An 11,675-nucleotide genomic window follows, 5' to 3' on the forward strand; every position below is an offset into this window, starting at 1 on the left:
GTTTGCCGCGCCCCGCTGCGGTCAGCCGCGTTCGTGGGAGCCCGCGGCCCGCCCGACGCAGTGCGCGGCCGCGCGGCTCCGCCGAATCGAGCACGTCCGGCGGCCGCCGGTGCGCGTGCCACCGCCCGGCGGTCGCCGCGGTGCCGGCAGCGGCGGCCCAGCGGAGAGGGGACCTGGTGACCGCGCACGACACCGAAGCCGCCCGAGCCGACCGCTCCGAGACCGCGGCGCCCGTCGACGCCGAGGCGCTGCGCAAGGACCTGGTCGACCGCGTGGACGGCGAGGTCCGGTTCGACCACGGCACCCGCTCGATCTACGCCACCGACGCCTCCAACTACCGCCAGATCCCCATCGGCGCTGTCGTCCCGCGCAGCGTGGAGGCGGGCATCGAGGCGGTCGCCGTGTGCCGCGAACACGGCGCGCCGCTGCTCTCCCGCGGCGGGGGCACCAGCCTGGCGGGCCAGTGCTGCAACACAGCGGTGGTCCTCGACTGGTCCAAGTACTGCAACCGCCTGCTGGAGGTCGACCTGGAAGGCGGCACCGCCACCGTCGAGCCCGGGATCGTCCTCGACGACCTCAACGCGCGCACGCGCGAGCAGGGCGGGGTGATCTTCGGACCGCAGCCCTCCACCCACGACCGCTGCACCCTCGGCGGCATGATCGGCAACGACTCCTGCGGGTCGACGGCCCAGGCCTACGGCAAGACCTCGGCCAACATCCGCCGACTGGAGATCCTCACCTACGACGGCTGCCGGATGTGGGTGGGGCCCACGAGCGACGCGGAGTACGAGCGCATCCAGGCCGAGGGCGGCCGGCGCGCCGAGATCCACCGCGAGCTTCGGGAGCTCGCGCAGCGCCACGGCCAGGCGATCCGGCGCCGCTTCCCCGACATCCCGCGCCGGGTGTCGGGCTACGGCCTCGACTCGCTGCTGCCGGAGAACGGGTTCGACGTGGCCCGCGCCCTGGTGGGCTCGGAGGGCACGCTGGCCACCGTGCTGCGCGCCCAGCTGCACCTGTCGCACGAGCCGCCGGAGCGCACGCTGGTGATGTGCGCGTTCCGCGACGTGTTCGCCGCCGCCGACGCGGTGCCGCGCGTCCTGGAGTTCGAGCCGATGGCGCTGGAGGGCATCGACGACAAGCTGGTGTCCTTCGAGCGCCGCGAGGAGCTGAACGGGCAGGCGCTGGGCATGCTGCCCGACGGCGCCGGCTGGCTGATGGTGCAGTTCGGCGGCGACTCCGCCGCGGAGTCGCGGCGGCGCGCCGAGGACTTCGAGCGCGCGATGGCCGGCGCCGACGACGCGCCGGCGGTGAAGATCTACGACGAGCCCGGCGCCGCCGCGGCGATGTGGTCGGTGCGCGAAGGGGGCCTGGGCGCGACGGCGCGTGTTCCGGGAGAGCACGACACCTGGCCGGGCTGGGAGGACTCGGCGGTGCCGCCGGAGCGCTTCGGCGACTACCTGCGCGACCTGCACGCGCTGATGGAGGAGTTCGGCTACGCGCGGCGCTCGTCGTTCTACGGCCACTTCGGGCACGGCTGCCTGCACACCCGCATCCCCTTCGAGCTGACCACCGCCCGCGGGATCGCCGACTTCCGCGGCTTCGTGGAGCGCGCCGCCGACCTGGCGGCGCACTACGGGGGCTCGTTCTCCGGCGAGCACGGCGACGGCCAGGCGCGCGGCGAGCTGTGGCCGAGGATGTTCGGCACCGAGCTGATGCCGGCCTTCGCCGAGATGAAGCGGATCTTCGATCCCGGCGACCGGATGAACCCCGGCAAGCTGGTGGGCCCCGAGGGGCACCGGCCCGCCCGGCTCGACGAGCACCTGCGGCTGGGCGCCTCCTACTCCCCCGACCATCCCTCGACGCACTTCGGCTATCCCGACGACGACGGCGACTTCCACCGCGCCACGCTGCGGTGCGTGGGCGTGGGCTCCTGCCGCCAGGACAGCGGCGGGGTGATGTGCCCCAGCTACCGGGTGACGCGCGAGGAGGCCCACTCCACCCGCGGGCGCGCCCGCATCCTCAACGACATGCTGCGCGGCGACGTGATCACCGACGGGTGGCGGTCCGCGGAGGTGAACGACGCGCTGGACCTGTGCCTGGCGTGCAAGGGGTGCAAGAGCGACTGCCCGGTCGACGTGGACATGGCCACCTACAAGGCGGAGTTCCTGTCCCACCACTACTCCGGGCGCCTGCGCCCGGGCGCCCACTACTCGATGGGCTGGCTGCCGCTGTGGGCGCGGCTCGCCTCGGCCGCCCCGGAGGCGGTGAACGCGCTCAGTGCGGCGCCGCTGCTGACGAAACCGGCCAAGCGCATCGGCGGCATCGCCGCCGACCGGCCGATCCCCGCGTTCGCGCCGGTGCGGCTGCGCGACGCCTTCCGCAGGCGCCGGCGGCGCCGGGCCGGCCGCACCGGGCCGGCGACGCGCGGCGAGGTGGTCCTGTGGCCCGACACGTTCACCGACAACTTCCACCCGGAGGTCGGCGCGGCGGCGGTGCGCGTGCTGGAGAGCGCCGGTTTCGAGGTGCGCATGCCGCGCCGCACCCTGTGCTGCGGACTGACCTTGATCAGCACCGGGCAGCTGGACACGGCGCGGCGGGTCGTCTCGCGCACCGTCGCGGCGCTGCGCGAGGACGTGCGGGCCGGGGTGCCCGTCGTGGCGCTGGAGCCCTCCTGCACGGCGGTCTTCCGCGCCGACGCCCCCGAGATGTTCCCGCACGACGAGGATGTGGCGCGGCTGCGCGAGCAGACCTTCACGCTCGCCGAGTTCCTGAACGCCCACGCCCCCGACTGGGAGCCGCCGCGCCTGGAGCGCACGGCGCTGGCCCAGCCGCACTGCCACCAGCACGCGATCATGGGCTTCTCGGCGGACCGGGAGCTGCTGGAGCGGGCCGGCGCCGACGTGGACGTGCCCGACGCCGGCTGCTGCGGCCTGGCGGGCGACTTCGGCTTCGAGGACGGGCACTACGCGGTGTCGATGGCCTGCGCGGAGGAGGGGCTGCTGCCCGCGGTGCGCGGAGCCGACCCCGAGGCGCTGGTGCTGGCCGACGGGTTCAGCTGCCGCACGCAGATCGAGCACGCGGGCACCGGACGCGAGGCCGTGCACCTGGCGCAGGCGCTGGACATGGGGCTGCGCGGCGGCGCGCCGGGCCGACTGCCGGAGTCGGGGGCGCCGCGCATGACCGAGCGGCGGCGGGCGCCCGCCTACGACATCGACGCGATCCGCGAGGAGGCGGTGCGCGCGGGCTCCTCCGGCGCCTTCGCCACCGGTTCCGGACGGACCGGGGCGGGAGCGTGAGCCCGGTGGACGGCGACCCGGCGATCGACGGCGCACGTGCGGCGGCCTACACGGTGCCCACCGACCGGCACTCCGCCGACGGCACGCTGGCCTGGGATTCCACCACGATCGTGGTCGTGCGCGCCACGGGCGGCGGCCGCGAGGGGATCGGCTGGACCTACGGGCCGCCGGCCTGCGCCGGGATCGTGCGCGACCAGCTCGCCGGCGTGGTGGCCGGCCGCGCGGTGCTGGACGTGCCCGCGACCCTGGAGGCCATGGTGCGGTCGGTGCGCAACGCCGGGCGGCCCGGCGCGGTGGGCTATGCGATCTCCGCCGTCGAGACGGCGCTGTGGGACCTGAAGGCGCGCCTGCTCGGGCTGCCCCTGCACCGGCTGCTGGGCGCGATGCGCGACGAGGTCCCGCTGTACGGCAGCGGGGGGCTGACCTCCTATGGCGACGACGAGCTGCGGCGGCAGCTGCGCGGCTGGGTGCACGAGGAGGGCTTCACCCGGGTCAAGATCAAGGTCGGCGAGTCGTGGGGGACGCGGGAGCGGCGCGATCTGCACCGCGTGGAGCTGGCCCGCGACGCGGTCGGCGACGACGCGGAGCTGTTCGTGGACGCCAACGGCGCCTACACCGCCAAGCAGGCGATCCGCGTGGGGCGGGGGCTGGACGCGGCCGGCGTCCGCTGGCTGGAGGAGCCGGTCTCCTCCGACGACCTCAGCGGGCTGCGGCAGGTGCGCGAGGGTGTCGCGATGGACGTGACGGCCGGAGAGTACGGCTGTACCGTCGACTACTTCGAGGACATGTGCGCCGCCGAGGCGGTGGACTGCCTGCAGATCGACGCCACCCGCTGCGGCGGGGTGCTGGAGTTCCTGCGCGCGTGCGCGGTGGCGGCGGCCCACGGCCTGGACAACTCCGCGCACTGCGCCCCCTACCTGCACCGCCACGTGGCGGCGGCCGCGCCGCGGCTGCGGCACGTGGAGTGGTTCCATGACCACGTGCGCATCGAGCGCATGTTCTTCGACGGCGCCGACGCGCCGCGGGAGGGGATGCTGCCGCTGGATGCGCAGCGGCCGGGCCACGGTGTCGAGCTGCGTGAGGCCGATGTCGAGCCCTACCGCGTCGCGTGAGGGGCGTACCGGACTGCCGACTCCCCACCTTTACACCGTAGATTAACTGAGCGGGGCGGGGCGGGCGGGGCGGATCGTCACCGCCGGTCGATAGTCTGCCCCCTCCGCCGCCGGCCGGGGCGGCCCGGGGAGCCGAGAACGGGAGGACGCGGTGGCCAGGTACGCGGCCCTGCTGCGGGGGATCAACGTGGGCGGGCGCAACAAGGTCCGCATGGCCGATCTGCGCGCGCTGCTGGGCGGGCTGGGCTACACGGACACGGCGACGCTGCTGCAGAGCGGCAACGCCGTCTTCAGCGCCGACGGCGCCGATCCCCGCGCGATCGGCGCCGCGATCGAGGGGGCGCTCGCCGACGAGCTGGGGCTTGCGGTCGCGGTCGTCGTGCGCAGCGCCGCCGACCTGCAGCGCGTCGTCGGCGCCGTCCCGTGCGCGGTCCGCGACCCGGCCAAGTGCGCGGTGGCGTTCCTGGACTCGCCCGTCGACCGGGAGCGCCTGGCGGCCCTCGACAGCGCCGCCTACGCGCCCGAGGAGCTGGTTCCGGGCGAGCGCGAGGTGTATCTGTACTTCCCCGACGGCCTGGGGCGGGCCAAGCTGACGCCGCTCCTGGACCGCTACCTGCCCGCCCCGGTCACCGTCCGCAACTGGAACACCACCACCCGGCTGCTGGAGCTCGCCCGCGGCGCCCCCGCCTGAGCCCCCGCCCGAGGCGGCGCGGCGGGCTCAGCCGGAGGACCGGGCCCCGGCGGCCGAGCGCGAACGCGCCGTGAGTACCGCCAGCGACGCCATCACCACCAGGACCGGCAGGGTGACCGCGGCGACGGGCAGGTGGTCGTGCCAGACCGCGGCGACGGCGCCGATCACCGCGAGCAGCGCGGCGGCGATGAAGCGGGAGCGGGCGATCCGGCCGAAGCGGGAGCGCAGGAACAGCAGGTTGCCCGCCAGGTAGATCAGCGGCCCGCCGACCGCCACGAGCGCGAGGCCGGGGGTGAGGTGGTCGTGGGTGAGCCGCAGCTCCATGGACACCGCGACCACGATGGCGCCGAGGACCATGAGCGCGTGGGCGTAGGCGAACGCGAAGCGCAGCGCTCCCGTGCCGCCCTGGCCCGCGGTGACGTCGTGGCCGGCCAGTGCGAAGTAGTTCCACCACAGCACCGTGAGCCCGGCGAAGCCCAGCAGCAGGCTGAGCAGGTTGCCCGCGTCGACCACCCCCTCGTCGGCCAGGGCGCCGCCCATCAGCAGGATGGACTCGCCCAGGGCGATGATGAAGACCAGCCGGTTGCGCTCGGCGAGGTGGCCGGGATCGGTGTCCCAGCGTTCCATCGGCGCCCTGACCACGCCGGGGATCGTGAAGTCCACCAGCGGCGCCGCGTAGTCGATCGCCACCGCCAGCAGCCACACCCACAGCCGCACGTCCGGCGGCAGCAGCGCGCCGGCGATCCAGACGACGCCGGCCAGCGCGGACCAACTCAGCAGTGCCCGGTAGTTGGACGCCGTCTGCCCGCCCTTGAACGCCAGGATCATGAACACCGGGCGCAGGATCCCCATGAACACGAAGCAGCCGGCGAACAGCAGTCCCGCGTCGCCGAAGGCGTAGGGGATGGCCACGGCCATGCCCAGCGACGCCAGCATCAGCACGGCGTTGAGCAGCTGGACCGCCGTGTTGGAGGGGTTCAGCCAGTTCATCGCCCACGCGGTGTAGTTCCACCCCCACCACACCGCGGCGAAGACGACCGCGGTCTCGGCGAAGCCGTGCCAGCTGAGGTGGTCGATGAGCACGTGCGAGAGCTGGATGATCGCGAAGACGTAGACGAGGTCGAAGAAGAGCTCGACGGGTCCCACTTCGGAGCGGCGGTCGGCGTGGCGGGCGACTCCGCGCCAGGGGGGTGCGGCGGATTCTGCGGTCATGGCGTCCATGGTGGTGTCTCGTCGGCGGGTTCGCACGGTCCGCGGACCGTGTCGCCGGGCGCTGACCACTCCGGCGACCGGGAGCCGCCCGCGGGGCGCCGACGCGGTGTACCGCTCCCCCGCCGTTCCGTACCGGGCGCGCCTGCCCGCGCGGCGGCGCTCCGCGGCCCCGCGGGAAGGCGCCCCGGTGACGCTCTCGTGCGTGGCGGGCCTCCGGTCGCGGGCGCGGAGCGGAGACCGACCCCGGATCGCCGGTGCCCGACGGCGGCGGTAGCGTCGCCTCCGAGGCGCGCGTGCACGCGGATCCGCTCCGGCGGAACGCGCTGCGCTGCGGTTTCGCCGGTTCTGCGCACGGGTGCGGCGCTCGTCCGCCGCCTTCGGGGCGGGTGCGGCGATGCGCGGCTGCCGGGGCGCGGCAGTGCCGGCGGGGCGGGTGTGTGCGTCCCGCGGCGCCGATCGAGGGTCAGACGGTAGAGGGGTTGTGCTCGACGATGAGTGAGCGGCAGCGCGGCGTCGGCCGCGCCGGGCTCGGGGCGGCGGTGGCGGTGGCGGCGGCCGTGCTCGCGGCCGCGGGCTGCGGCACGGGCGAGCAGGCGCAGGGCACGCAGGGCACCCAGCAGCGCGAGGGCCCCTTCATGGAGGTCGCCGAGAGCGCGATGCCCGCGCCGCAGTACGAGTTCTCCACCGCCGAGGGCGAACCGTGGGCGTTCGGCGACGTCGCCGAGAACCGGCTCACGCTGCTCTACTTCGGCTACACCAGCTGCCCGGACGTGTGCCCCACCACCATGGCCGACATCGACGCCGCGCTGCAGCGGATGGGCGGCACGGCCGAGAAGTTCGACGTCGTGATGGTCAGCACCGATCCCGAGCGCGACACCGGTGAGCAGCTGCGCGGCTGGCTCGACTCGTTCAACCCGGAGTTCACCGGCGTACGCGGCCCCATCGACGAGGTCGTCGCGGCCGCCGAGGCCTACGGCATCCCGGTCGAGAAGCCGAAGAGGACCGACGGCGACTACCAGGTCAGCCACGGCGGCCGCGTGGCCGTACTCGACGGCGAGGGCGCGGCCGTGGGCTTCTTCGACGAGGGGACCCCGCCCGAGAGGATGACCGACGTGCTGCCCGAGCTGGCCGAGGAGCGGCTGTGAGTTCGCTCGGTCAATCTCTCTGCCGCCAACGGCGCCTTCGAGGTGGTGTCGGTCTTGCCGTTGCCTTGACGGGTGGCGGGATCGTGGCACCGGCTCAGGACGCGTGCGGCACTGGAGCGCTTCCGGCGGACGCGGGCGTCGTCCCGGGACCACGGAGTTGCCGGCGGCGGAACCGGGAACGGGGTCGGCGCCCCGGCGGTGGAGCACGGCCGGCCGGTGGCGGGCGGCGGAGACGAGCAGCCGCAGGCGAGGAGCACAGCAGGCGATGAGCGAGGGCGAGTCCGGGCAGGACGCCGGTGCGCCGCAGGAAGCGCCGAAGGAGGACCCGCGGTCCGGCGTCTCGCGGCGCGGGCTGCTCGCGCGCGTGGGCGCCGCGGCGCTCATCGGCGCCGGGACCGGTCTGGGTGCGGGCGAGGTGCTGTCGCCACGCGCGGACACCGCCGCCGACACCGGGACGCCGCCGCGGCTGCGGATGTCCGGCGCGCACGCCCCCGACGGCGGTCCCGGCCGCCTCCAGACCGGGATCACCGGCACGCCGCCGGCCTTCGCGCACGTGCTCGCGCTCGACCTGGCGGGCTCGGGCGGCGAGGGCGGCTCCTCGGCCGCCGACACCCGCGAGCGGGCGGCGGAGGTGCTGCGCGCCTGGACCGCGGCCGCCGACCGGCTGCACGAGGAAGGTCCGGCCGCCGCGCTGCCCGGTGCCCCCTCGGCCGGTCTGCTGCCGGCGTCGCTGGGCGTGACCGCGGGCCTCGGCGCGTCCCTGCTCGCGGCCGCCGGCCTGCAGGACGCCCGGCCCGAGGCGATGGCCGAGCTGCCGTCGTTCTCCACCGACGCGCTGCGCGAGGAGTGGTGCGGCGGCGACCTGCTGCTGCAGGTCGGCGCGGAGGACCCGGTGGTGGCCGCAGCGGCCGTGCAGCACCTGCTGGGCCGGGCGGGCGGACGCGTGCGCGTGCGCTGGTCGGTGCGCGGGTTCCGGCGCACCGCCGCAGCCGCCGAGGACCCGGGCGCCACGCCCCGCAACCTGATGGGCCAGATCGACGGGACCAACAACCCCGCGCCGGAAAGCCCGCTGCTCCAGCGGACCGTGCAGGTGGGCCGGGGCGCCGGGCCCGAGTGGATGGCGGGCGGCAGCTACCTGGTCGTCCGCCGCATCCGGATGCTGCTGGACGACTGGTTCGGCGAGGACGTCGGCCACCGTGAGCGTGTGATCGGCCGCGACCTGCCTACCGGCGCACCGCTCGGGCAGCAGCGCGCCGGAGCCGAGGTGGACCTCACCGCCAGGGACGCCGAGGGCCGGCCCCGCATCCCCGAGCACGCCCACATCCGGCTGGCCAGTCCGCAGAACAACCTGGGCGCCCGCATGCTGCGCCGCGGCTACAGCTTCGACGAGGGCTGGCGCGGCGACGGCACCCGCGACGCGGGCCTGCTGTTCATGGCCTGGCAGGCCGACCCGGCCCGCGGTTTCGCGGCGGTCCAGCGGAACCTGGCCGACGCGGGCGACGCGCTCAACGAGTACACCCGCCACGAGGGCAGCGCCCTGTTCGCCGTGCCCCCGGCGGCGCGCAACGGCGGCTACCTCGGCCAGGACCTGCTGGAGGCGTAGGCGCGCGCCGAGGCCCCCCGGCGCGCTGCACGCGCCCCGTCCGAGGGCGGGAGCCGGCATCACGCCCGGCCGGCGTCGCGCCGCCCGAGCCCGCCGCGCACGGGCGCGGCCTCCCCGATCCAGGGAAGACGCGCTCTTACACACGCTCGGCCGAACCCGGGCAACCCCCAGCCACCCGGGCGCCGCCGCCAAAGGCGGCCCCCGACCCGCCACACGCCACCCAGCCGCTTCCAGCCTTGAACCGGTCGAGAAGACCGCCACACGAGACCGCATCGCGCCGTCACCCCCGGTTCCCCAGAACCCGGAAACGCCCATCGACGGGCAGCCGCCCCGCCGCCCGCGGGCGGCGGGCTCGGATGGTTTCGTGCGTTCCTCCCGCGTGGGGCCGCCTGCCCCCGGCCCCGCGCCGACAGAGCGGGGCCGGGCCGGCGTCAGTCTCCGATGCGGGGGAACGGTTCGGTGGAGAAGACGACCTCGACGGGGACCTCGAAGTACCTGGCGATGCGCAGCGCCAGGTGCAGGCTGGGGTTGTACTCCCCGCGCTCCAGGTAGCCCACGGTCTGGTAGTGCACACCGAGTGCGTCGGCGAGCCGGCGCCGCGAGACGCCGCGTTCGGCGCGCAGGACGGCGATGCGGTTGTGGATGCGCTCGGGCTCGGCCCCTCCCCCGCCGGCGCGCCCTCCGCCACCGCTGCGCCGGCCGGCGCGGCCGCCGGCGGGCTCGTCTGCGGGGGCCTTCTCCGCGGCCCGATCCTCCGCCGCCCCCGGCACCGCAGACTCCTCGGTGCCGCGCACCTCAGCCACGCTGCATCGCCCTTCGGCGGCCGGCTTCGACGCGGGCGCCGGACTGGCGCCGGGCCATGCGGCGCAGGACGGGCACGGCCACCAGGAACCCCGCGACCGCCCACGCGGCGAGCACCAGGGCGGCCTGGTCCAGGCGCCAGGACTGGACGATCTCCACGACCAGCATCGAGTCCGGCAAGAACGCCGAGCGCATGCCGAGCGCGATCCAGTACAGGGGCAGGGCCTGGGCGATCCACTGCATCCACTCGGGCAGGGAGCCGGCCTGGTAGAACACGCCGGAGATGCCCATCACCGCCATGAACGGGAGCATGAGCACCGACATCACCGCCCGCGGACTGGTGATGAGCGAGCCCGCGACCGCGCCCAGCGGAGCCGTCGCGAGCAGCCCCAGGACCGTGACCCAGGCGACCGTCGCCCAGCCGACCGGGCCGCCCATGGTGAAGCCGTCCAGGAGCAGCGTCGCCAGGACGACCAGCACGGCGACGAGCGAAGCGGTGACCAGCACGATGTGCACCGCCTTGCCCACCAGGTAGCCGACCATCCCCTTGGGCACGGCCTTGGCCCGCAGCAGCGTGCCGTCCTCGCGCTCGGTCGCCAGCAGCGAGGCGACGGTCAGCACCCCGCTGATGCTCACGGTGAGGCCCATCAAGCCCGGCATCCACATGTTGGCGATGGGCACGTCGGTGCCGGCGACGTGCCGGCCGCGCATCATCAGCGACACCGCCACGAAGACGACGATCATGCCGACGTGGCTGAGCAGGTCGTCCTTGCTGGTCATCGAGTGGCGGAACTCGGTCACGCCGCGGGCGAGCCCGGCGCGCAGGGCGGTCAGGGCGGGGGTGTTCATCGGACCTCCTCCGCGAACGCCGAGGCGGCCGCGCGGGCGTCGCCGGTCTCGTGCCGGTGTACCAGGGTCATGTAGGCGTCCTCCAGGCTGGCGCGGCGGACTTCGATTCCGGCGACCTCGTCGCCGGAATCGGCCAGCAGTCCGCGCAGGAAAGCGGTGGCGTCGGGGGTGGAGTGCACGAACCGCTGCCCGCCGCGGGTCCACTTGACCTCCGCGTCGGCGGGCACCTGGGCGGCGAGCTGGTCGGCGGTCCCCTGGGCCACCACCCGGCCGCCGGCCAGGATGAGGATGCGGTCGGCCAGCTTCTCGGCTTCGTCGAGATCGTGGGTGGTCAACAGGACCGTGGTGTCCTCGTCGGCCAGTCCGTGGACGAGGTCGTGGAAGTCGCGGCGGGCCTCGGGGTCGAACCCGGCGGTGGGCTCGTCCAGGAACAGCACCTCGGGGCGGCCGACGATGCCGATGGCGACGTCGAGGCGGCGCCGCTGGCCGCCGGAGAGCGTGTTGATCCTGCGGCGCGCGCAGTCGGTCAGCCCGACGGTCTCCAGCAGCTCGTCGACGGGGCGCGGCCGGACCCGGCCGGGCTCGGAGTAGGGGGCGTAGAAGCGGGCGACGTGCGCGAGCAGTTCGTCGACCCGCCAGCGGCCGTGGTCGCGCCAGGACTGCATGACCACGCCCAGCCGGGCGCGCCAGCGCTCGTCGCCGGTAGCGGGGTCGGCGCCGAGCACGGCGACCTCGCCGGCCGAGCGCGCCCGGAAGCCCTCCAGGATCTCCACCGTGGTGGTCTTGCCCGCGCCGTTGGGCCCCAGCACCACGACGACCTCGCCGCGGCGGGCGCGCAGGTCCACACCGCAGAGCACGTCGTGGTCGCCGTAGCGCATCCGCAGTCCCGACACCTCGATGGCGGCGGCGCCGCCAAGGGCGCCGGACGGCGCCTCGGCGCGCGTGTCCTCGTCCACCATGGCCATA

General features: G+C 75.2%; 9 protein-coding genes. 5 read left to right on the forward strand and 4 right to left on the reverse strand.

Going from position 1 to position 11,675, the window contains the following annotated elements; genetic code table 11:
* Positions 1 to 176: 176 nt before the first annotated feature.
* The 3 genes from ABD284_RS13220 (at position 177) to ABD284_RS13230 (ending at position 5,099) form a co-directional block, all read left to right on the forward strand.
* Positions 177 to 3,296, forward strand: coding sequence for an FAD-binding and (Fe-S)-binding domain-containing protein (locus tag ABD284_RS13220; RefSeq protein ID WP_344143202.1), 3,120 nt, complete (start codon positions 177 to 179; stop codon positions 3,294 to 3,296).
* Positions 3,293 to 4,408 (forward strand): enolase C-terminal domain-like protein, encoded by a 1,116-nt coding sequence (locus ABD284_RS13225; RefSeq protein ID WP_344143203.1) that lies wholly within the window; start codon positions 3,293 to 3,295, stop codon positions 4,406 to 4,408. Before ABD284_RS13220 ends, ABD284_RS13225 begins: the two co-directional genes overlap by 4 nt.
* A 151-nt stretch (positions 4,409 to 4,559) precedes the next feature.
* Positions 4,560 to 5,099 carry a DUF1697 domain-containing protein gene (locus ABD284_RS13230; RefSeq protein WP_344143205.1) on the forward strand — a complete coding sequence of 180 codons (540 nt, stop codon included), beginning with the start codon at positions 4,560 to 4,562 and terminating at the stop codon, positions 5,097 to 5,099.
* A gap of 27 nt (positions 5,100 to 5,126) precedes the next feature.
* On the opposite strand, the gene ABD284_RS13235 is transcribed toward ABD284_RS13230, so the two are convergent.
* A complete protein-coding gene (locus tag ABD284_RS13235) occupies positions 5,127 to 6,311 on the reverse strand; it encodes a low temperature requirement protein A (RefSeq protein WP_344143206.1) in 1,185 nt (394 codons plus the stop codon).
* Positions 6,312 to 6,802: 491 nt separating this feature from the next.
* Here ABD284_RS13235 and ABD284_RS13240 point away from each other — a divergent pair, with 491 nt between their 5' ends.
* Positions 6,803 to 7,456, forward strand: coding sequence for an SCO family protein (locus ABD284_RS13240; protein WP_344143207.1), 654 nt, complete (start codon positions 6,803 to 6,805; stop codon positions 7,454 to 7,456).
* 265 nt (positions 7,457 to 7,721) lie between these two features.
* Positions 7,722 to 9,059 (forward strand): Dyp-type peroxidase, encoded by a 1,338-nt coding sequence (locus ABD284_RS13245; protein ID WP_344143208.1) that lies wholly within the window; start codon positions 7,722 to 7,724, stop codon positions 9,057 to 9,059.
* A 431-nt stretch (positions 9,060 to 9,490) separates the two neighbouring features.
* On the opposite strand, the gene ABD284_RS13250 is transcribed toward ABD284_RS13245, so the two are convergent.
* The 3 genes from ABD284_RS13250 to ABD284_RS13260 form a co-directional block, all read right to left on the reverse strand.
* Positions 9,491 to 9,703, reverse strand: a complete 213-nt coding sequence (locus ABD284_RS13250) for a helix-turn-helix transcriptional regulator (RefSeq protein ID WP_344143272.1) — start codon at positions 9,701 to 9,703, stop codon at positions 9,491 to 9,493.
* Positions 9,704 to 9,854: 151 nt separating this feature from the next.
* The gene (locus tag ABD284_RS13255) at positions 9,855 to 10,709 is read right to left on the reverse strand and encodes an ABC transporter permease (RefSeq protein WP_344143209.1); all 855 of its coding nucleotides are present in this window, start codon (positions 10,707 to 10,709) and stop codon (positions 9,855 to 9,857) included.
* Positions 10,706 to 11,674 (reverse strand): ABC transporter ATP-binding protein, encoded by a 969-nt coding sequence (locus ABD284_RS13260; protein WP_344143210.1) that lies wholly within the window; start codon positions 11,672 to 11,674, stop codon positions 10,706 to 10,708. The genes ABD284_RS13255 and ABD284_RS13260 overlap by 4 nt, the downstream gene beginning before the upstream one ends.
* Position 11,675: the final 1 nt, after the last annotated feature.

This window comes from Streptomonospora arabica (assembly GCF_039531585.1).
In the GTDB taxonomy this organism is placed as follows: Bacteria; Actinomycetota; Actinomycetes; order Streptosporangiales; family Streptosporangiaceae; genus Streptomonospora; species Streptomonospora halophila.